Source organism: Capnocytophaga periodontitidis (assembly GCF_016126015.1).
Classification (GTDB): Bacteria; Bacteroidota; Bacteroidia; order Flavobacteriales; family Flavobacteriaceae; genus Capnocytophaga; species Capnocytophaga periodontitidis.
On sequence record NZ_JAEFDB010000005.1, the window covers coordinates 163,637 to 188,616 of the forward strand.

General features: G+C 40.6%; 10 protein-coding genes. 7 read left to right on the top strand and 3 right to left on the bottom strand.

Annotated features, from left to right (window positions below):
* Positions 1 to 24: 24 nt before the first annotated feature.
* Complete coding sequence (gene yaaA, locus I7X29_RS09385) at positions 25 to 783, bottom strand: peroxide stress protein YaaA (protein WP_198474246.1); 759 nt, start codon at positions 781 to 783, stop codon at positions 25 to 27.
* 316 nt (positions 784 to 1,099) lie between these two features.
* Here yaaA and I7X29_RS09390 point away from each other — a divergent pair, with 316 nt between their 5' ends.
* The 7 genes from I7X29_RS09390 to I7X29_RS09420 all read left to right on the top strand — a co-directional run bounded on the left by I7X29_RS09390 (position 1,100) and on the right by I7X29_RS09420 (position 23,223).
* Complete coding sequence (locus I7X29_RS09390; protein WP_198474248.1) at positions 1,100 to 2,971, top strand: glycoside hydrolase family 13 protein; 1,872 nt, start codon at positions 1,100 to 1,102, stop codon at positions 2,969 to 2,971.
* Positions 2,972 to 3,058: 87 nt separating this feature from the next.
* Positions 3,059 to 6,079: a reprolysin-like metallopeptidase gene (locus tag I7X29_RS09395; RefSeq protein ID WP_198474250.1), complete on the top strand. Its 3,021-nt coding sequence runs from the start codon at positions 3,059 to 3,061 to the stop codon at positions 6,077 to 6,079.
* Between the two features lie 154 nt (positions 6,080 to 6,233).
* A complete protein-coding gene (locus I7X29_RS09400; protein WP_198474252.1) occupies positions 6,234 to 8,669 on the top strand; it encodes a reprolysin-like metallopeptidase in 2,436 nt (811 codons plus the stop codon).
* 155 nt (positions 8,670 to 8,824) lie between these two features.
* Positions 8,825 to 11,905 carry a reprolysin-like metallopeptidase gene (locus I7X29_RS09405; protein ID WP_198474254.1) on the top strand — a complete coding sequence of 1,027 codons (3,081 nt, stop codon included), beginning with the start codon at positions 8,825 to 8,827 and terminating at the stop codon, positions 11,903 to 11,905.
* A gap of 260 nt (positions 11,906 to 12,165) precedes the next feature.
* Positions 12,166 to 21,288, top strand: a complete 9,123-nt coding sequence (locus I7X29_RS09410; protein WP_198474256.1) for a T9SS type B sorting domain-containing protein — start codon at positions 12,166 to 12,168, stop codon at positions 21,286 to 21,288.
* 128 nt (positions 21,289 to 21,416) lie between these two features.
* Positions 21,417 to 22,340 carry a hypothetical protein gene (locus tag I7X29_RS09415; protein WP_198474258.1) on the top strand — a complete coding sequence of 308 codons (924 nt, stop codon included), beginning with the start codon at positions 21,417 to 21,419 and terminating at the stop codon, positions 22,338 to 22,340.
* 16 nt (positions 22,341 to 22,356) lie between these two features.
* Positions 22,357 to 23,223, top strand: a complete 867-nt coding sequence (locus tag I7X29_RS09420) for a bile acid:sodium symporter family protein (protein ID WP_198474260.1) — start codon at positions 22,357 to 22,359, stop codon at positions 23,221 to 23,223.
* Between the two features lie 70 nt (positions 23,224 to 23,293).
* Here I7X29_RS09420 and I7X29_RS09425 read toward each other — a convergent pair whose 3' ends face one another.
* A complete protein-coding gene (locus tag I7X29_RS09425) occupies positions 23,294 to 24,214 on the bottom strand; it encodes an aspartate carbamoyltransferase catalytic subunit (RefSeq protein ID WP_198474262.1) in 921 nt (306 codons plus the stop codon).
* A gap of 182 nt (positions 24,215 to 24,396) precedes the next feature.
* Positions 24,397 to 24,876, bottom strand: coding sequence for a Dps family protein (locus I7X29_RS09430; protein ID WP_009414368.1), 480 nt, complete (start codon positions 24,874 to 24,876; stop codon positions 24,397 to 24,399).
* Between the last annotated feature and the right edge of the window lie 104 nt (positions 24,877 to 24,980).

Consider the following 24,980-nt stretch of genomic DNA (forward strand, 5'->3'; position numbering starts at 1 on the left):
AATTAGAACCTTTGGCAAAGTTTTTTATCTAATAAAAACAAGTGTATTTCCTTCTGAAAACTTTTCTGAAAACGCATATCCATCAGCGTTAAACCCTTTCAAATCTTCTACTGAGCGAATCTCATTTTCTGCCAAAAAACGCACCATACGACCCCGTGCTTTCTTCGCATAAAAACTAACAACTTTCAGTGTATCTCCTTTATAATCTTTGAAGATAGGTGTAATCACGGGCACTTTTAACTTTGTGGTATCAATTGCCTTAAAATATTCTTCACTGGCGAGATTGATAAACAATTCTCCTTCTTGCAATTCGTCGTTCAATGCCTGAGTGATTTTTTCTTTCCAAAAAGCATATAGATTTGTAGCCTTTCCTACGGGTAGTTTGATGCTCATTTCCAACCGATAAGGCGCGATAAGGTCTAAGGGTTTAAGCAATCCGTATAGCCCCGAGAGAATACGCAAAGACCTTTGCAACTTATCCATTTGCGTTTCGGAGAGTGAATAGGCATCGAGTCCCTCATACACATCGCCATTGTAAGCAAAGAGTGCCGGACGTGCATTTTGTGGGGTAAAGGGCAATGAGAGCTGTTGGTGTCGTTGCCAATTCAGGTCGGCGAGCTTTTGGGAGATATGCATCAGGTTTATAAGTTGCTTTGGAGAGAGTGCTTTAAGGGCAGTGCTTACCTCGCCAATTTCCTTTGGAAAAATAGCCGAAGAGTGTACGGTAGTAGGTAGGGCTGATGTTTCGTTAATGGCTTTGGCAGGAGAGATTACGATTTTCATAGTGATAAATAATTAACGGGGCAAAGTTACAAAACAATTGACAATTTACAATTGATAATTGACAAATGAATAGGGGTGAGACATTTGATAGACTTTAAACAAACCTTAAACGGAACTATGATAGTTTTACAGTGGGACTTCAGTGGGTCTACAGTGGGTCTACAGTGGCTCTACAATGAAGACCAACCAAAGATTAATGGAATACTAATAGAATTTATAATGTTGTTGCTATGAACTGTTGCTCTGGTTCTGTGGGGTCAGACTTGTCCGAGCTAAAATAACTAACTACTATCTTATCATTGTTGTTTGAAAAGAAATGCTTATCTTTGCGCGAATAAACATCCGTGTAACTTGCACTATGAAATACATTATTACCCTTATGGGACTATTTACTTTTTTTAATGCTCACGCTCAAATCGAGCGTGTAGAACCACCTTTTTGGTGGGAAGGAATGCACTATGCCGAAATACAAATATTATTGTACGGCAAAAATATAGCACAATACCGCGTGGAAAGCGACTTGCCTATCACCAATGTGCTGAAAACCGAAAACCCTAATTATCTATTTGTTACTGTAGACACTAAGAGTAAAAAAGCAGGCAACTATACCATTTCACTATGGCAGAAGAAGAAACAAGTGGGCAGTGTTCGCTACGAATTAAAAGCGCGTCGTGAAGGCTCGGCTTATCGTAAAAGTTTCGACAGCAGTGATATGATTTATCTCATTATGCCCGACCGCTTTGCTAATGGTAAACCCGACAACGATTCGCACCCCGCACTTACCGATAAACTCAACCGCTCGCTTGCTAATGGTCGTCACGGGGGAGATATTCAGGGGATTATCAACCATTTGGATTATATACAATCTTTAGGCGCTACAGCTATATGGAGTACGCCCCTATGTGAGGACAATGAACCACAACATTCTTATCACACTTATGCCCAAACCGATGTGTACAAAATAGACCCGCGTTATGGCACGAATGAGGAATACCAACAGCTATCAGCGGCTTTGCACCAGCGCGGTATGAAGCTCATCAAAGACTATGTAACCAACCACTGGGGCAGTCAGCATTGGATGGTGAAAGACCTGCCTTGCTACGATTGGTTACATCAATTCCCTGGGTATGGTCAGAGCACTTTCCGTATGAGCACTCAGATGGATAGTAATGCTTCGGAATGGGATAAAAAGTACTGTGAAAAAGGATGGTTTGCACGCTCTATGCCCGACCTTAACCAAGAAAACCCATTGGTACTAAACTACCTCACTCAAAACGCTATTTGGTGGATAGAATACGCCGACCTTGACGGTTTGCGCGTAGATACCTATTCATATAACGATAAAGAGGGCATTGCTAAATGGACAAAAGCTATCACCGATGAGTATCCTCATTTCAATATTATGGGAGAAGTGTGGCTCAACCAGAGTGCCCAAGTATCGTATTGGCAAAAGGATAGCCCTATCAGTGCGATACAAAGCTATAATACTTACCTGCCTACCGTGATGGATTTTCCACTTTTCAATGCGATAGGAGAAGCATTTCGCTCCACGCCTTCGTGGGATAAGGGTATGATACAACTCTACGACAATTTCACTAATGATTTTCTGTATAAAGACATCAACAACCTGCTTATCTTTGCCGAAAATCACGATACAGCACGTATCAATCACGTATATCCTAAGATAGAGGATTATAAGATGATTATCACATTGCTGGCAACGGCGCGTGGTATTCCGCAATTGTATTACGGTAGTGAGATAGCAATGGCAGGCGACAAGAGCAAAGGCGATGGCGATATACGACAAGATTTTCCTGGTGGCTGGGCAGGCGATACACAGAATGCTTTCACTGCTGCTGGGCGTACAGCTACTCAAAAAGAGTATTACGATTTTACATCTAAGCTCTTCAATTGGCGTAAAGGTAAATCTGTAATTCACTACGGGAAGACCAAGCAATACTTGCCTGAAAATGAAGTGTATGTCTATTTCCGTTACAACGATACCGAGAGCCTAATGGTTATCCTCAACAACAGCGATAAGCCCCAAACGCTCCACCTCAACCGCTTTGCCGAGAGTTTGGCTGGATTTTTGAGGGGAAAAGATGTTATTTCAGGGAAAGAACTCAATTTGAACACTAATACCTTAGCAATACCTGCTAAAACCCCTATGATCATTGAATTAAAATAAGATATAAGAGTTTTTTCTCATCCGAGACTTTCTGAGTCTCACTGAGATTTTCTGATTCTCACCTCCCTCTCAAAAAGTTTACTTTTTATGAAACACTTTTTTTCTCTGTGGTTATTTATTCTCCTTTTTATAGGAGCAAATGCTCAAACCGCAGAAACTTATCTTAAAGAAATTACCAAAGAGCAACAAATTGATATTCAGTGGCAGGAGCGCAAAACTTCTCTTGCCTCTGAGGGTATTCGCTCTTTTGTAGGTTACTGCGAAGGCAATTTTGTAGCGACCCTTTCAGTAGGTTCAAAAGCGGTATCAGGGAGTTTTCACTACCGAGATAAATCGTATGAAATCAGTTTGCAAAAAGGAAAATTAGTCTTTTTGCCTAATAAAGAATTTGAGTGTGGCACTACCGATACACCTCATTCACACCCAAGCCCTTCAACAGCACGCCCTGCGATATTAGCCGAAGAAACCACTCCTACCATTGCCAACACACAAACACTAAGGGTATACCGTTTGGCGATGCATATCCCTTATAGCACCTTCAGTACAGGACACTTAGAGAAAAACGTACAAAAAGTAAAAACTTTTTGGGCAGATACCGAGGCTTTCCTCAACGAGATGTACCTGCGCGATTTGGGAGTACGTTTTGAGGTAGTAAAGGACGAACACCTCATTATCAAAGATGAAAATCAAGAAACTTTTAACGCAAAACACCGAGCTGATTATGTGATTGATCATTCTACTAATGTTATCAACAGACTTATAGGAGAAAACAGTTATGATGTGGGAATTACCCTTGCTTATACCATTTCTTTAAATGAAGGCATTCGTGGCTTGGCTGATAATATTAATGGTGTTTATCAAGCTAATACGAAAGCTGCTGCTGTAGCAGTACTTACCAAAGAAGTCATAGCTCACGAAATAGGACATCTTTTTGGGGGAAAACATACTTTTGGTAGTCATAAAGGTTCTGCTGCTTGGGATAGCGAAAAAACAGAATATAGCAGTGGTACTTCGGTGATGAGTTATGGCAGTCCACGTGATTTCTTCTCGCTGTCAAGCATTCAGCGCATACGTGAACGATTGACAAAAGTACCCGTGAAAGCTCACGACAAGACTTTCACTACTCAAGCTCCTCGCATAAACCATAGCGAGATTAAAAGCCATTATACTATTCCCAAGGGGACTTTCTTACAATTCTATATCCCCGCTACCGACCCCGATAGCGAGCAGCTACTGTACAACGTAAATCAACACGATGTGCGAAATGGCGATGAAACTCCTATAACACAATACATTATCTATAAATCTACCCCTGCCAACCCTGTAACTATCAAAACCGAGTACCACGAAAACTCGGGGAATGTAGTAGCCAATAGTGGCTTAGCACAACAAACTACGGGTACTTTTACCTTTTGGTTGGGAGTGAGCGATGCACAACCCCAACAGTCAGCTGATTATATAGTACAATATGATTTGGCTGAAACCAAAGTAACAGTCAAAGACGGTACCCCTTTCAAAATTACAACTACTCCTAAAAACAAATACAAAGGTGGGGATAAAATCACTCTCACTTGGAACGTAGATAATACCATTTTCAAAGATACAAAAGTGCGTATCCTGCTTTCTGATGACTTAGGAAAGACGTTTAAATATATAGTAGTAGCAGAAACTGATAACAACGGCAGTAAGGAAATCACTTTGCCTAATATCAATACAGATAAGGCGGTGCTAAAAGTAGAAGTAATCGATGGTTTAGCTTTTGATCTTACCAATTACAATCCTAAAAATGGAGGTTTTACCATTGAAAAGAACCCTGCTCTACCTGAGCCTCTCCTTTGGGCATCACTCCCTAATCATCTTACGCTTTCGTGTGAGCAATCTATCCCAGCGGTAGCATTGCCTACAGTTACAGGAGGGTGTACTCCTGCGGTTACCCTTCAAAAAGAAGAACGCATCAAAGGCAATTGCGACTATACTTATACTGTCAAACGTATTTTTACAGCTGCCGATACTTGTAACCAAACACTTACTTACACTCAAACTATTAGCGTAACAGATAAAACTCCCCCTACTTTTGTAGGTGCTTTACCCCAAAATATGAGTGTTAAAGAAGGCAAAACAATACCTACTCAAGTAACGCTTACCGCTACTGATAATTGTGGTACTGCTGCGGTTACAACTTCTCATAAAGAAGAAAAAGATGCCAAAGGCAAACTTACTAAACTTATCTATACATGGATAGCTAAAGATACTTGTGGCAATGTTACTACTCACCAGCAAATTGTTACCATTGTACCAAAAAAAGTCCCTACCCTCACTTGGGCAACACTTCCTCGCGATATAACCGTCGATTGTGTCAAAGCCATTCCTGCTGTACAAACGCCTACAACTCAAGGCGGTTGTGCTAAAGTAGTGATAACCCGTGCCGATAAGGAACTCAACAAGCGCTGTCTCAACAATTTCACTTTAGAGCGCACTTTTACGGCTTCTGATGGTTGTGCCACCCTTACGCATACCCAGCGCATTAAGGTATCCGATAAAAAATCACCTACCTTTGTAGGAACACTGCCTCAAGATCTTACCATTGATGAAGGGACACCCATACCTTCTCAGCAGAGCATTTCAGCTGAAGATGCTTGTGCAGGACAACCTACCGTTACAATGCCGCCAAAAGAAGAATATCTCACTAATGGAAAACTCTCTAAAGTGGTCTATAAGTGGGTGGCTCGCGATGTCTGTGGCAATGAAAGAATACATACCCAAAATATTACTATAAAACTTAAATCGCAAGAACCTCCCCACATAGATACTAACCCTGATGAAGTCGTGATTTACAATGCCGTTTCTACTGAAAAAGGATTTGATAACTATTTTAGAATAGAAAATACAGATAAAAACCAACCTATTACCTTGGTTATTTTTGATGAAATGGGCTTGAAAGTCTATGAAAATAACCATTATCAACAAAATGGTGAATATTTTAGAGGCTACCCTAATATAAAAGGAGTAGTAGGTAGCAAACGATTAGCAGGAACTTATTTCTATGTATTGACGTATTATTTCAACGGACAACAGCAAACAAAAAAAGGATTTCTATATGTAAGATAATTATACGCCTGTATAGGTTGTCCTAATATATTACCAATGAGCAACCCTCCGAGAGGCTCCAACTCTCTCTGATGTTTTTTTTAAAAAGTGTTAATTTTTCCTTGCTATTTGTTAATTGTTTCGTACCTTTGCACCGTTTTTTAAAACTAAACTAATGAAACATCTACTACGCTACTTACTTTGGCTATGCCTAAGCATAGAAGTAGCCAATGCACAAACTAACATCCAAAGTATTATAACTCTTTTTGCTACAAAGTCTTCCGTAGAATGGGCACCCCCTATTCCTAACTCAACTTCTATACTTGTACAATGGCAGGCGCGAACTACTTCTAATGGTTTCCACTCGTTTGTAGGTTATTATCAAGATCATTTTGTAGGCGTCATCAGCTTTGACAAACAGCAGTTAAGCGGTGAAATTTTTTACAGAGGAAAATCTTATGTATTGGGTACTTCTCCCCAAGGAATGCTTACTGTTGAAGCAGTAACCGACGAGCACGATTGTGGTGCGAGTTCTTTGGAAAAGCAAGCGCTCTCTGCCCGCAATTTCTTCCCCGAAAGCGATGAAGATAAGAACGACCCCCCTATCGAGCAACCCGAGATTTACAATTCACTTTATCCTAAAGCGCTCATTCACACCGACGGTGTATTTAGGCACTACCGCTTGGCAATACCAGTGGATTACAGCATTTACAATTCGGCATATTTTAATAGAAATGTAAATAAAATCAAAGCGTTTTGGTATGCCACCATTGCCTTTATGAATGAGTTATATCGCAATGATGTGGGGGTGGATTTTACTTTGGTAGATGATGAGGCGCTTATTTTTACAACTGAAGAAAATCATTTATTCCGCAGAAGGGAAGCTGCTAATGAAGTGGTAAACAACGGTACTATCACTCTCAACAAACGTTACGATAAAAACAAATACGATATAGCAATTATCCTCACCGATTATCGCGAAAGGTACAATGGCTTGGCGATGGTCTATGCTGCTTATGAGCAACACAACAAAGCTAACGCAGCTGCACGCCCTGTAAAACCTTCTACCATTGCCCACGAAATAGGACACATGTTTGGGTCAGACCATACGTTCTCTAACGGAGGACAGTATTCCAGTAAAACCGAAACTGGATCGGGTCAATCAATTATGAGTTATGGACACGAGCACCCACGCGATTTCTTTTCGCTCGTAAGTCTGCAAGAGATACGCAAATTCTTGGGTAACTCTATGGCTTATTACGCCGATGAAGCGCGCACTCAAGAAGCAGGCAAGCGTGTAGAGGGCACAGGTTCTAACCTTGTTTATGGGGTAAAGAGTAACAATCGCCCCCCAGTGCTTGATAGAACGCACATTAAGAAAACCTACACTATCCCTGAAGATACTTATTTTCAATTCTATCTGAACGCTACTGACCCCGAAGGCGATGCACTTACTTATATAGCACACCCCGCTGATAGGCGTTTTCACTCTACTAAATCTAACGCGCGTTTTATGACCTACAAAGGAAAATCTGATGGTAATATACGCTTTGAAACCACTTGGTTTGAGAGTGAACGCAATACCTTTGTACCTATAGGAGCTGCCGATTCTTACAAAAAAGGTACTTTCACCTTTTGGTTGGCAGCTGCCGATCATAACAAAAGCGATAGCAACCACGTAGTGAAATACGATGTAGAAGAGGTGCAAGTGAAAATAGCCAAAGGTAAACCTTTTGAAATACAAAATTTCGATAATGGCAGTTGGGAGCAGAACAAAACCTACAAAGGGGGACAAGTGCTTTCGCTTCATTGGCAGGTCGACGAGGCTATTTTTGGTAAGGATAGCAAGGTGCGTATCCTTCTGTCAATCGATTCTGGAAAAACTTATAAATACGTATTGAAAAAAGAAGCACCTAACAATGGAGCTTGTGAGGTAGTGCTTCCTAATATTTCTGTAGGCACTACCCACGGACATTTCGGCAAACAAAGAGGACAAGGTATCATTAAAATAGAAGTGATTGATGGCTTGGCTTATGCATTGTCTTGTACAAAGCCTTATCACGTAGGAGGTTTTATGATACAAAAAGACCCTACAAAACCTGAAACTACCCCTGATCCAGAACCACAGCCTAACCCTCAACCCCAGCCGCAACCTAACCCCCAACCGCAGCCTAACCCTCAACCTCAACCTAACCCCCAACCACAGCCCCAACCCCAACCCAACCCTCAACCCCAACCCCAACCACAGCCCCAACCTAACCCACAACCCCAACCCCCAACCAACCCTACCCCCGACCCGTCAGCCCCGTCCGACTCGTCCACCCCATCACCTATTATATATAATGGTGTCTCAATCTCTAACCCCGAGAACTATTTCAAAGTAGAAAATGCTGATGATAACCATCCTATCTCGGTGCTCATCTTTGATGAAATGGGACTCAAAGTATACGAGAATAGTAATTACGGCAAAAACGGAGAAGTCTTTAGAGGCTATCCTAATGTACAGAATATGAATAGGAGCAAAGCCCTTGCGGGTACTTATTTTTATATTGTTACCTATTATAAAGAAGGGCAACAACAAACCCAAAAAGGTTTCTTATATGTAAGATAATTAGCTAAGCCCCTCCGAGATGCTCCAAGCTTCTTAAAACAATCACTTTTGCGGCTTGTCGCCCTCCGAGAACTCCAAGCCTCTTAAAACAATCACTTTTGCGGCTTGTCCCCCTTCGGGGGAACGGGGGCTATAACACTAAACACTAACAACAAATGAAAATATCAAAACTCTTACTACTCTGCTTCTTACTAACAGCAGTAACCAACGCACAACAAAAAGCTACTGAGGTAATCCGACTTTTTGGTACAAACACCTCAGTACAATGGAATGTTCCTATCAAAGGAAAATCTATATCGCTCAACTGGCAAGCACGTCCCAACAGCCTTGCCCAAGAAGGATTCCGCACTTTTGTTGCCTATCATAATGGCAATTTTGCAGGAACGCTCTCAATGAATAAAACTACCCTATCAGGTGAAGTATGGCACGATGGTCATTCTTATTTCATCAACACTGAAAACGGAATGCTCAAAGTTACAACCGATAAAGAACACTTCACTTGTGGCACTTGCGCCGATGGACAATGCTCTCAAGCTACAACGCCCACTTCCCAAAGACTACCTATGCAACTCGCGCCTGCTAATGCGATGACTGCACGTGGTGCCATACTGCACGAAGAGGCACTTCCGTCTGACGACAAAAAAGTGCTTTACAATACCAATGTACTCAGAACCTATCGTTTGGCTATGCTCATCGATTACAGTTTCTACAAAGAACGTTGTTATGGTGATATGAATAAGGTAAAAGAATTTATGACAAAAGTAGAAGCAGGGCTCAACGAAGTATGCGGTAGAGAGATTGGCTGTCAATTTACTTTGGTGAACGACCCTCGCCTTATCATCACTACTAAAGACAAAGAAATATACGATTACCCTGTGGTGAGAGAGGTATTGAATAGAGCGACTTCAGATTTTAATAACCTTATAGGCGAAGAGAATTACGATGCAGGTATTGTCTTTTCTATATACCGTGATAATCGCGGATTGGCACATTTGGGTGAAATTACAGGAAAGCTAAAAGGAGGCTGTATCGCCAACCACGAGTTTTATATCATCCTTCACGAATTAGGACACTTATTAGGATCTGCACACACCTTTACCATAGGAGGAGCAACCGCTTCTTCTCATACCGAGCCCGATAGAGGGAACTCTATTATGAGCTATATCAACGACCCTTATGGTACATATTTCTCACTTCCGTCTATATACACCATCCGCAACCGTACCAATTTGCACGATGCTTATTATAGCAATAAAGCTCGTACTCAGTTGGTAGGCTTGCCACAGGACAATATCCCCTACGGTGAAATTTCTACTAACCGTGCCCCTGTGATCCAACGTTCTACTTTGAAAAAGGAATACAAACTGCCCCCTAACACTTACTTTCAATTCAATATAGAAGCAACCGACCCTGATGGCGACCCCCTTCTCTATATGGCACATCAAGCCGACTTTAATCAATTCGGCAAAGCGCGTTTCCCTTCTAATCGTCCTACCGAAAGCAACCATATAGAGTTCTATCAACCCTATAGAGAAAATGGGTACAATCAATGGAAACCTGTTCCTTATAAGTTCACAAATAAAAACGAAACCGGCATTTTTACTTTTTGGTTAGGCGTATGCGATGGTAAAATAGGAGCTTACAAAGATGGAAAACCGCACGTAGCGCTCTATGATGTTTATGAAACCAAAGTAAATATAGTAGAAGGTAAGCCTTTTAGGATAACTAATATAACTAAAAGCAGTGCCGGAAAATTTAAATATGGTAAAGAAACTACTATCTACTGGGATGTTGATAAGAATGTTTTTGGCAACGATAGTAAGGTGCGTATCCTCTTTTCAGACGATTATGGAAAAACCTATAAATACGTGTTAGCCGATGGATTGCCTAACAACGGACAAGCTACGGTCATTTTTCCTACACAAGCCAAAGGGTGGAAAAATTCTAATCTTTTTGTAGAAGGTCTCTTTAAAATAGAAGTAATTGACCATATTGCCTATGCTGTGAGCAGTGATACCCCAGGCACTTTAGATATGCACAGCCCTGACATTACCTTTAAAAATTTGCCAGAACCTGTGATAACTGTTAAAAAGAATGCTATTCCCGAAAAACCTAACGTTACCGCCGAATCTCATTATTGTGGTGCTAATAAAAAAGCTGAGGTAACTTTTTCAGAAGAAGACCATACTACCTATTTATTGCGTAAATGGGTAGCAAAGGATAAATGCAACTATTCTGCTACAGCACAGCAATTTATCTATTATGAAAAAGAAGCACCTACTAAAACCTTACGATTTGTAGCTCCTCTTCCTGAGGATAAACACGTACAATGCCGAGGCGATATTCCTGCCAAAGCTGAAGTAAAAGCAGAGGGATCTGATAACATTCACATAGACTATGAAGAAGAGTTTAGAGAAGGCGACCGTAAGTCTTACAAACTCACTCGCTCTTGGATAGCCTATGCCGAGGGAGCTTTGCCTATCCGCCATACTCAACAAATTTTCCTTAAAGACACTCAAAAACCAGTGCTCTCGTCTTACCCTCCAAGTATGACCGTAAAGAGCGAAGCCGATGTACCTGTAAGACAAAACCTCACTGCAACCGATAATTGCGATGGAGCTTTACAAGTAGTGTCTAGTCAAAGCAATGAAACTAAAAACGGTAAAAAAATAGTGCGCTATGTATGGTTTGTAGAAGATAGCGCTCATAACGAAAACCGTTATGAACAAGTAATCACTATTAATCCTAACGCTCAAAATCCTCAACCACAACCCCAACCTCAACCACAGCCTCAACCCCAACCCCAGCCTCAACCCCAACCCCAGCCACAACCCCAACCCAACCCACAACCACAGCCACAACCCCAACCCAACCCTCAACCACAACCCAACCCTCAACCACAACCCAACCCTAACCCCGACCCGTCAGCCCCGTCCGACTCGTCCACCCCATCACTTATTATATACAATGGTGTCTCTATCTCTAACCCCGAGAACTATTTTAAAATAGAAAATACTGATGAAGATCGCCCTATCTCAGTGCTCATCTTCGATGAAATGGGACTCAAAGTATACGAAAACAATAATTACGGCAAAAACGGCGAAGTGTTTAGAGGCTATCCTAATGTACAGAATATAAGTAAGAGCAAAGCTCTTGCAGGTACTTATTTCTATATTGTTACCTATTATAAAAATCAAGAACAACAAACCCAAAAAGGTTTCTTGTATGTAAAATAATTAGCTAACTTTGCCCCTCTGAGATACTCCAAGCCTCTCCGAGATACTCCAACACCTATTCAAAAAAATCGCTCTTGCCGATTGTCCCCTTTGAGGAAGTCTGCAAGAGCGGAGTATTTTGGCTCTTACCTCTTACCTTACTTCAATCCTTAAAAACTACCTAAAAGCTGTTAAAAAAATATTAAATCTCATTCTGTATATGGTAGTGTGAAAACAGTTTACTATTTTTGCACCCTAAAATAGAAGAAAACTGTTTTTCAATGAAAAGAAACTTTACATCACTAACAAGCAAAAACATTCATTTATTACTATGGGTAGGCTTCTTCTTACTCACTATCGGGCATTTGAGTGCACAGTGTCTCACTATGCCTGAACCTGTGAGCTACACACAAGTGAGCAAAACTACTAAAAGAGTAGAAGAGTATGCTACTATCAATGGTATTACAGTAACTCGTATTTTAGAAACGAGAGGCTGGTCTATTGATAAGATTAGGTATTCTAATGAGGAAACCTTGATGAGTAATGATCATGATAGTAGTAAAGACACACGAAGCGACGAATACTATTGTGGTAAATGGCGTATGGCTACCTTTGGTAACAAGAAGTATCCCTTTATGGACTCTAACAAGGTAAGCAAAATTACCTATAAGTTTAGTAAGCCCGTAATGGATGCTGAAGTTTTCTTAGCAGCCTTTGGGTATAGTGGAACAAAGAAAACTTGGGATAATAGTAAACTTCACCAAGATAGGGTGGTAATTACAACTAATAGTGGAGGATCTACCAATTTAAATTTGCGTAGTTCTTGTGATTCAGGAGCTGCTACCATCGAAAGTGGTAATAAAGTAGTGTCTAACAAGGATAAAACTACCGATGTTAAAGTAGGGGTTACCGCTACAGAACCCTTTACAGAGCTTTATTTGCAAGTTGAGGAAAAATCAGGACAAACAGGTGGTTATGGTTTCTTTGTAGAAATATGCTTAGAAACATTAGAATTAGATAATAGTGTTTGTTCTGCAGAAACTCCTAATAGTATAGCTGATCCTTTCGGCGGCAGTTCTGCAGCTACAAAAGTGGCTACAATTAACGGAGTGCAAGTTACCCGTAAAATGACTGCAGGAAAGTTAGGAAGTATAGGTTCAGATAGCTATTGCGGTTCTACTAAAAACTATCCTCCTAACTTACCATTATTAGGAGGTACAGCAGGAGGAGATAAACTTATATATGAGTTTGATAAACCTGTTAATAATATTGAAATTTTATTATACGCTTTTGGTGATAAGTTTCTTTCAGGCACTTATGATGAAATAGAATTTGAAGTAGATGGGGGAGGAATCCTTTCTCTTCAAAAAGTTTTTGAGTGTAATGTAGGGGTAAGTAATATTACAGGACGTACAATAAAGAGCGCTACAGGAAAAATCCTTACCGATGTCTCTCTTAAACTTGTATCAACGCAACCTTTTACTAAAATAACTCTTACAGATAAAGGAAGTACAGGAAAAGGTTCTGTTGTAGCACTTTGCCCTTCTTCTGTACAAGCGTTACTTGAAACTAGCTATAATTGTACCCCTGCTACTATAGGATCTAATTTTGCAAGACAACAAGTGGCTACCGCTCAGATGAATAATATAACGGTAACACGTTCAGTAGCAAGTGTTAATGATATATCTACAGTGGCTAACACTTCAAACCATTGTGGTAGCAATGTAAATTACCCTGCACATTTGCCTTTGTTGATAGGTAATAAACAAATTACGTATGATTTTTCAACTCCTATACAAAGTGCTGAAATATTCCTCTATTACTTTGGGGATAATATAAATGAAGGTACTAAGGATAAAGTAAAGTTCGCAGTAAATAGTGGTACAATTTCTCTTAATAAAGTATACGATTGTTACCCTGGAGCTACTATTATCAATAGTGATAATACAGTAGAGAGTGTTACTAAAAAGCTTACTACCGATGCGGGAATAAGAGTAACCTCTACAGCTCCTTTTACGAGAATAACCCTTACTGATGTGAATAGTAATGGCGGTGGTTATTACGTGGTGATTTGTCCTACTTCAGTGAAGAGACCTCCATATAATAATGGTGCACAATGTGGACCTAATATGCCTGACCCTATGTTTGTAGGAACGACTACAGCTACTGCTAATGGTATACAAGTGAATATCAATAGACCGGCAGGAACAGAGAGAACTACAAATTATTCTACTGCTAGTGTAACCACTTGTCAAACTGTATATAAAGCAGGTACTACATTTTTACAAAATAATAAAAGTGTTACCTATAAATTTAGTCAGCCTGTAAACAATGTAGAAGTATGGATGGCATTAATGGGAGGACATAAGGAAATCCCTTCTAATCGTGATGCTGCTAAAATTACAACTAATTGTGGAACCAATCCTACACTAACCTTAGTTTCTGATTGTGTAGGTAATGCTGCTATAGATAATAATGTAGTATGGGCTGATGGTGAAAAAGGCGTAGATGTAGGTGTAAAAGTAACTTCTGATAAACCTTTTACAGAACTTACTATTACTGATGTAAATAGTGAGGCAGCGGGTTACTTTGTAGATCTTTGTCCTGCTTCTATTAAGAAACAGGGTACGGGAGAAACAGATCCTGTAACCATCACTACCCAGCTTACCGCTACTACTACCGCTTGCGTTGGGTTTACAACTTCCCTTACTACACAAGCTACTTTAGCAAGCCCTTTCAGTGGTAGTCTCAATTACCAATGGCAAAAGTCTACTAACAATGGTACTACGTGGAGCGATATAAGCGGACAAAGTGGTAGTGCAGCTTCAGGTGCTAATGTCACCTATAGCTTTACGCCTACTACTTCTGATAACAATGCGCTATACCGTGTGGCATATACTTATACTCACGCAGGTAGTTTCTGTGGTACGCTGTCGCTTACTACCAATGCTACTAAATTGGTAGCTAACACAGTATCTTCAGTCATCGCAATAAATGCACCTGCTTATACTGATGTAGCTGTATGTGCAAGTGCTACAGGTACTACTACTATTACGGCTAAAGCAACCCTCAATACAGGTATGGGAGGAACTGGTGTTACTTATCAGTTACAATACCGTCCTACCGATACAGCTAATTGGGTAGATCACGCTACTCAGAAATATACACTTGTAACTGGCGGTGCTGAAAAGATACTTACAATAGAGAATGTAGCTTCTAACACAGGTTATTACCGTGTGAAGTATACCTCCGATGCCTCAGTATGTGGCGGTGGAGAAAGCTATTCTAATATATTTAAATTTACAGCTCTCACTGTTACCGATGTGCTTACTATCAACCCTACTACTTATCCTGATAAAGTAGTATGTACAGATGCTACCTTTACTATCAATGCGCAAGCTACAGTAGCTACAGGTACTATAGTAAATATCGGTGGTAATAGATTCTCTTATGAATTGCAGTACAAAGCCAATAGTTCTGCTAACTGGGTGAACTATGCACTTCCTAATGGAGGAGCTACCCAAACGTACAGTAACAACACCAAAGTAGGGGCTACTCGTGCCTTTACTATCAATACAGCCAATGTGGCTAACGGTGGTAAGTTCAGAGTGCGCTATGCTGTAGACCTCGTAGGTTTATGTGATGATATCTCTGCATACTCTGATGAGTTTACTGTTACTAAAGCTTCAGTACTCAATAACATTACTGAGTTTTATGCTACTCCTGCAACTCTTAATGAAACTGGAGCTACCAATGTAGTATATACTATTAAAGGTGTTCCAGGTACACAATTGACACATAAATTCAATAATGGTGCAGCTACTGCTGCCTCTATACCACCAGGAGGGGTCTTAACAATATCTAAACCAGGACAAACTGCTACAGCTACCTTGGCAATTACACAAGTAGCCAACGGTACTTGTACCCTCACTACTAACTATTTAGTAGAAGTAGGTAAAGCAGGAGGAGCTTGTACCAGTTTCCCTTCACCTCAGTTTGCTAAAACAGCTACTGCAGCAGCACAAATAGGAGGACTAACAGTAAACAGAACTATTACAGGAACTCCACAGTTTTTTGACGCCTATACCTATGATTCAGGACAAATGTGCCAAAGCACTATATTGGCAGGCTATCCTATAATGAAAGGTGGACAGTCAACTATTAAGTATACATTTAGCAAACCTGTAACCTCTGTACAAGTATGGCTTTCAGGATTCGGAGGTAACCCTAGTGTTGCCAATGCCGATAGCGTAACCTTTGCAGTAAACTGTGGTGGCACAGTAGCAGTAAACGCAGTAGGTTGTGGTACCGATGCTGGAAAACTTACCGTAGCTGGTGGAAAAGTATCACACCAAGCCAATGTGTATACTCAAGCAAAAGTAGTCGTAACCTCTGATAAACCGTTCACCGAACTTACCCTTACCGACCCTGATAACAGTAGCGCCGGTGGGTATGTAGTAGAATTGTGTCCAATATCAGTAGTATCTGTAGGAACAATGAGTGTTACAGCTCAACCTACTCCTAAAACTATATGTGCAGGTGATGATTCAAAATTAGAGGCAAAAGCTATACTAACAGGTGTACCAGCTTCATATAGTATTAGTTACGAATGGCAACAAAGTGATGATGCTACTACTTGGATAAAAGCAGTAGCTCCAGTAGCCCCTGCTCCAACAGGAAGTGTACTCAACAATGGTATCCATACCTCTACGCTTACTCTTAAAAATGTACCAGTAAGCTATAACGGCAAGTACTTCCGTGTAGTATTCAAATATACTAGTTGTACTACAACAGTTGTTACTGCTACAAGCACAACAGTAAGATTAACTGTAACTACTGCCGCTACTCCTACAGTAAGCAGTACTACTACCCTTTGCCCTACAGCAAATAGTAATATTGTATCGTTTGATAATTATGTAACCCCTGCAGTAGGTACTACCTTGCGTTGGTATGCTACCCCTACAGCTACTGCAAGCACTACTGTAGCTCCTACTATCAATACGAATGTAACGACTCGTACTACTGCAACAGCCTATGTACGAGCTATCAATAACAACGGCTGTACTAGTGGCCTCGTAACCGTTACCCTTACAGTGAACGATACCACACCACCTACTTTCAATGCTCCATCTGCTTTGAATATAGTGTGTAACTCAACTACAGCTACTACAGCTATCAACACTTGGCTCGGTACGGCTACTGCCACCGATGCTTGTGGAGCAATAGCAACTATCACAAATAACTATAATACTCCAGCTGACTTTTGTACTGTACCTGGTGGCGTTATCACAGTTACCTTTGTAGCAAAAGATACCTTTGGTAATGTAACTACTAAAACATCAACTATTAAGTTAGCAGCTACACCTCTTACAGTAGCAAGCGATACCTTTACGGTAGGTAACGGAGTAACAACCCAAACAGCGGGTAATATCCTTACCAACGACAATTTAGGAGGTAATACCCCAACAGCAGGCCCAACAGGTAGCGTAACCATCACTGTGGTTACCCCAGCAACGCCGATAGGAGGAGGTAAAACCCCAACCTTAGATGTAAACACAGGTATAGTAACCGTACCAGCAGGAACTAAGTCAGGCACATATACCATTACTTATAAAGAGTGTGAAAGCTTGAACCCAAGCAGCAACTGCCAAACCCAAACAGTAGTAATCAGCGTAGGTTCAGCCAGTCTTACAGTAGTGCCAGAAACACTTACAGTAACGCCAAGCACCAGCACTCAAACAACGCCAAGCATTTTCGATAACGATAGCATAGGCGGAGTAACAACGCCAACAGCAGGCCCTGGTGGTAATGTAACAATGACGGTTCATAATCCAAGTGGTAGCAAAGTACCGACGATGGATCCAAACACAGGTAAAGTAACCGTACCGGGCAATACCCCAGCAGGTAACTATACAATTACGTATAACTACTGCGAAGTGTTGAACCCAACCAACTGTACAGGAACGCGCACTGTAGTGGTAACTGTAGGTGCAGCAACCCTTACAGTAGCAAGCGATACCTTTACGGTAGGTAACGGAGTAACAACCCAAACAGCGGGTAATATCCTTACCAACGACAATTTAGGAGGCAATACCCCAACAGCAGGCCCAACAGGTAGCGTAACCATCACTGTGGTTACCCCAGCAACGCCAATAGGAGGAGGTAAAACCCCAACCTTAGATGTAAACACAGGTATAGTAACTGTACCAGCAGGAACTAAGTCAGGCACATATACCATTACTTATAAAGAGTGTGAAAGCTTGAACCCAAGCAGCAACTGCCAAACACAAACAGTAGTAATCAGCGTAGGTTCAGCCAGTCTTACAGTAGTGCCAGAAACACTTACAGTAACGCCAAGCACCAGCACTCAAACAACGCCAAGCATTTTCGATAACGATAGCATAGGCGGAGTAACAACGCCAACAGCAGGCCCTGGTGGTAATGTAACAATGACGGTTCATAATCCAAGTGGTAGCAAAGTACCGACGATGGATCCAAACACAGGTAAAGTAACCGTACCGGGCAATACCCCAGCAGGTAACTATACAATTACGTATAACTACTGCGAAGTGTTGAACCCAACTAACTGTACAGGAACGCGCACTGTAGTGGTAACTGTCGGAGCCCCTGAATTAGTAGTACCTTCTAAAGTATATCCTTTAGCACCAGGAACTACTTCAACAGAAACTGTAATAGATACGGCAACTTTAGGTGGAAACCCAGTAAGTTCAACAGCTGTAACTATAGCAGTAGTAACTCCGGCAACAAGCTTAGGAGGTACACCTACACCTACTTTAAACACCACTACAGGTAAGATAACTGTACCAACAGGTACTAAGTCAGGTACTTATAATATTGTATACAGAGTGTGTGAAGTATTGAATCCTTCTAACTGTAAAACAGCAACCGCTACAGTAGTAGTAGGCGAGGTTCCAGTAATCACACCAGATAATTTACCAATAGTACCATCAACACCTACAAGTACAACAACCCGTACTATAGGTAATATATTGACAAACGATACAGTAGGTACTCAGTCAGCAACGGCAGGTACAGGTGGAAATGTAACCATTACTATAACAAGTCCTATCACACCTAATACACCAGTGATAGATCCAACTACAGGTAACGTACAAATACCACCTACCACACCTCCAGGTGTATATACTATCACTTATGATGTATGTACAACAGCTACACCTGTAGCTTGTACAAGTGGTACCCTTACAGTTACTGTAAGTCAGCCATCACCTATTATCCGTCCTGAAAACCTTACAGTAACGCAAACAGGTACTAGTACAACGCCAAGTATCTTGAACAATGATGATATAGTGAAACCAGACGGTACCACTGCTTCTGCAACAGGAAGTAATGTAACTATTACCAATGTAGTAGTAACACCAGGTGCTGCACCTGGAGCTCCTACTCCTACATTGAATCCTGATGGTACTATTACAGTCCCAGGCACATTGCCTCCAGGAGTCTACACAATTACTTACGATGTTTGTACAACAGCAACACCAAGTACTTGTGTAAGTGGTACAACAGTACTCACTGTATCACCTACAGCAACAGCCACACCTACAGCAGGTGATAATACTTACGATGTGCCAACGAGCGGTACAGCAACAGTAGTAGGAACTATATTGAGTAATGATACTGTCGATGGAGTTGCATCAGCAACAGCTACTAATGTAACAGTAAGTGTAACTACTGCGCCAACAGGTACAGGAGTACCTACAATAGGAAGCAACGGTTCGGTAACAGTACCAGCTAATGCGATCCCAGGAGTTTACACATATACATATCATATCTGTTCAGTAGCAACACCTACAGCTTGCAGTACAGAAGCAACAGTAACAGTAACGGTGAGACAACCCGTACCAGTATTGCCAAACAACAATATGGTATACACCGATACAACCACAACTACAGCTGGAAATATCACCACAGGAGGAACTGTAGGAACTCAGTCAGTTACTACAGGCCCAACAGGTAACGTTACTATCACCGTAGTAACTCCAGCAACGCCACAAGTACCAGGAGGAACCGTTCCAACCTTGAATCCTGATGGAACAGTAACCGTTCCAACCGGCACAGCAAGCGGTACATACACTATTACTTATCAAGTATGTACAACGGCAACCCCTACAAGTTGTGTAACAGGTGTAGTAACAATCACTGTATCACCTACAGCAACAGCCACACCTACAGCAGGTGATAATGCTTACGATGTGCCAACAAGTGGTACAGCAACAGTAGTAGGAACTATATTGAGTAATGATACTGTCGATGGAGTTGCATCAGCAACAGCTACTAATGTAACAGTAAGTGTAACTACTGCGCCAACAGGTACAGGAGTACCTACAATAGGAAGCAACGGTTCGGTAACAGTACCAGCTAATGCAATCCCAGGAGTTTACACATATACATATCATATCTGTTCAGTAGCAACACCTACAGCTTGCAGTACAGAAGCAACAGTAACAGTAACGGTGAGACAACCCGTACCGGTATTGCCAAACAACAATATGGTATACACCGATACAACCACAACTACAGCTGGAAATATCACCACAGGAGGAACTGTAGGAACTCAATCAGTAACTACAGGCCCAACAGGTAACGTTACCATCACCGTAGTAACTCCAGCAACGCCACAAGTACCAGGAGGAACCGTTCCAACCTTGAATCCTGATGGAACAGTAACCGTTCCAACCGGCACAGCAAGCGGTACATACACTATTACTTATCAAGTATGTACAACGGCAACCCCTACAAGTTGTGTAACAGGTGTAGTAACAATCACTGTATCACCTACAACAGTAACTCCTACAGTATTGCCAGTAGCGGTCGATGATAGAGCATCTACAGCAGTGAATACACCTGTAAATATTGCAGTATTGCCAAACGATACCCTCAACGGAGCAACTACCCCTAATGTAGTAACCTCTCCAGCAAATGGTACAGTGATGGTAAATAGCGATAACACAATAGAGTACCGTCCTCACACAGGATTTACAGGAACCGATACCTTTGTGTACGAAATCTGTAACTCCGCTGGATGTAGCTCTGCTACAGTAACCGTAGAAGTAGTGAATAAAATCATCCCTTACAGTGGTATGTCAGTAAATGGCGACGGTAAAAACGACCACTTCCATATTGGTGGCATAGAAAACTATCCAAACAATGTGGTACGTATTTACAACCGTTGGGGCGTGAAAGTATTCGAGGTAAACGGCTACGACAACGTAACCCGCGTGTTTAGAGGAATCTCCGACGCCCGTGCAACCGTCGAAGCTGCCGATAAACTCCCTCAAGGTACTTACTATTATGTAATCGAATACTACGATCAGAATAATAAAAAACAATCTGAAGTAGGTTGGTTATATCTCAAGAAATAATTAAATGAGTTCATAGAAAAAAGGACTGTCCAGAATCAATCTGGCAGTCCTTTTTATGATTTTGCTCAACTACAAATTGGCTAATTAAAAAATTATTGCTACCTTTGTCCCATCAAAGCGTATCAAAAATGAGAAAAATAGTATTATTAGCAGTACTTACCCTTGTACTGCTCTCTTGTAGAAAAGACGATAATAACAATGAAACTACCTATAGTAACGTTTTCCCTAAAACAATTGTAGAAGAGGTAACTACTTCCATAGGGAAAACCGTAAAAACTACGGATACTTATACTTTAACTGGAAATAAAATAACAACTTTCAGTAGAGTAAGAATAGTAGAAGATGGATCTATTACTACTGATGAAGTCTATACCATTGACTATGAAGGTGATTTGATAAAAAGAATCACCCTCAAAAGTAATTCTCAAAGCAATAGAAATTATTCTTATAATTTTAATTACAGTGAAAATCACTTACAATCTATCATTCGTAGTGATAATGTTCAAAAAATCACCTATGAATATCTTAATAACAAAGTAGCGAGTAAAACTACGGTTGATGGAACTGAAACAAAAAAATATAGTTATACTTATGAAGCTAATAAAATAAAAATGATTGCCACCGATCCTACTCCTGGTTCTAACGACCGTTTTACCTATACTCTCAATCCCGATGGCACAGTAGCTTCCTTTGAGAAAATAGTTTATATAGGCAATATACCTAGAGAAGAAACCAAAGGCACTTGTACTTACCAATACGATAATAAACCGAATATCTATCAACGAGACCTCTTTAAATATTTAGCTGAAATAGAGTTGATAAGTAACTACAACTACTATGGCGATTATTATAGGGATCCTCTGCTAAGAACAGCCGCTCATAATGTTGTTTCTTATACAAACAATCTGTATGACAACACTCAAGCGAACTACCAAGATTTAGAGAATGCTACTCGCTCTTTCTCTTATCAATGGAACAGCAACAACAGCCCTAAATCAATGGAATACAAGAAAAATAGCAACCATAAAGCCAATTATACTTACACTTATTAGAAAAACCTAATTACTAATGTTTATAGATTATCTTCTTTCGGCAGTTCTGATGCTTATCACCTTTGCGATAGGTAGCTCCCTTCGCTTTGCCGATTTCGAGAATATATTCAAAAAATCAAAGCCCCTATACTTGGGGCTTTTCTTGCAGATGGTCTTTCTGCCTATTTGTGCATTTATCATTGCCGAATTAGTTAATCTCCCCCCAGCCGAAAAAGTCGGACTCATCATCGTCGCAATATGTCCTGGTGGAACGACCTCTAACTTTATCAGCTATCTCATCAAAGCCGATACCGCTTTAGCCGTCGCGCTTACTGCTATCAACAGTCTGCTCATTCTGCTCTCCATTCCACTGTTGTCTAATTGGGCAGTAGCAATCTTTATGGGAAGTCATACCGAAGTTTCTTTACCTATCTTCAATATGGTCTGGGAAGTAGCCAAAATTATCATCATTCCCGCCTTGTTAGGTTTGTTTTTCAACCGATTTTTTCCTAACATATCCCTTAAAATCCGTTTTCCTTTAAAGGTTATCAATACGATATTATTGGGAATTGTTTTTTTTATTAAATTCTTTGGAGATAAACAATCAGGAGGTAGTGGTATCTCGGTAGATGAGATAATTCGTCTTTTGCCTGCTACACTGCTAATGCACCTCAGTGCAATGATTCTCAGTTATTTCATTGCTTTAAAAACCTTTAAACTCTCAGGAGTACAAGCAACAACTATTAGTATAGAAGTAGGACTGCAAAACACAGCTTTAGCTATATTAGTAGCAGGAACCCTCATAGGCAATACCGATATGACCAAACCCGCCCTTGTCTATGCAATTTTTTCTTTCTTTACCACTTTTGCTTTTGCCCTTATTACTATCAGACTAAAAAGATAACAACAACTGATAAATAAAAAAGCGCGATGTTTTGAATGATAAACATCGCGCTTTTCTTATCTCTTACCTCTTACTTGTTAGCTAATAAATAAATTACCGCCATTCGTATAGCAACTCCGTTCTCTACTTGTTGTAAGATAATTGATTGGTCACTATCAGCTACTTCACTAGTGATTTCTACCCCTCGGTTGATAGGTCCTGGGTGCATAATCACAATTTCTTTGTCTAAGCTATCTAAAATCTCTTTGGTGAGTCCGTATTGTTGTACATATTCGCGAGTAGAAGGAAAATAACTGATATCTAAGCGCTCATTTTGGATGCGCAACATATTCGCTACATCACACCAATTCAGTGCTTTGCGTAAGTCAGTTTCTACTTTCACGCCCAATGCGTGTATATATTTAGGAATGAGCGTTTGAGGCCCGCATACCATCACTTCAGCACCTTGTTTGTGAAGGGCAAAAATATTAGAAAGTGCCACCCGTGAGTGCAATATGTCGCCTACAATCACTACTTTCTTACCTGCTACCTCACCCAAACGTTCTCGTATGGAGTACGAGTCCAAAAGCGCTTGTGTAGGGTGTTCGTGAGCCCCATCGCCAGCGTTTACAATCGAAGCCTTCACCTGTTGTGAGAGAAAGACTCCTGCCCCTGGATTAGGGTGGCGCATTACTACCATATCCACTTTCATCGATAAGATATTGTTTACAGTATCTACCAAAGTTTCTCCTTTAGTAACTGAAGATTGCGAAGCCGAAAAATTAATCACATCAGCAGAGAGGCGTTTTTCTGCCAATTCAAATGATAGGCGTGTGCGTGTACTATTCTCGAAGAAAAGATTAGCAATAGTAATATCGCGCAGTGAAGGCACTTTTTTTATAGGACGGTTGATGACCTCCTTAAAATGGTCAGCAGTCTCAAAAATTAACTGTATATCCTTTTCAGTGATATACTTGATACCCAATAGGTGATTCACACTCAATGCACTCATTTTATATTCTTTTTAAGTGGTTGTGCAAAAGTAATAATAATTTCTTAATTAACAACAATTTTTTACTCCCACCGCTCCCACTGTTCTCACCACTCCCACCGCTCTCACCTCTCTCCAAAATAAAAAGTGCGATGTTCACAATATGAAACACCGCACTTTGTCAATTGTCAATAATCAATTGATTACACAACTTCATTTAAGTAAGCTTTAAGCATCCAAACAGTTTTCTCTTGCCCAGAGATAAAGTCGCTCATCAATGAGTTAGTACCCTCGTCGCCTATTTCGTCAGAGAAGTTCAACAATTCTCTTTCCAAAGGCAATAACGCGCTAAGAGTATCAATGATCAAACGCACTGTTTTATCATCGTCAAAAATATTTTCACCTACAGGAACAGAAGTGTGTTTCACATAGCTTTCGAGAGTGTGGAAAGGCACACCTCCAAGGGTGAGAATGCGTTCAGCAATTTCGTCTACTTGTTCTTGAGCGGTAGTGTAAAGCTCTTCAAATTTTACGTGAAGTTCAAAAAAGCGTTTTCCTTTTACATTCCAGTGTACACCGCGCAAGTTTTGGTAATACGTTTGATAGTTGGCAAGCAATACGTTTAGCAAGCCGATTTCTTTTTCTACTTTGGCTTTGTCAAGCCCTAAGGTATTTAATTTCATAATGTTGTTATTTTTTTAATTCTACGCTGCAAAGATATAATAAATTTGTTAAATACAATAATTAAATTTAATAGATTTTTCTAATAATACTATTGCCTCCTCCG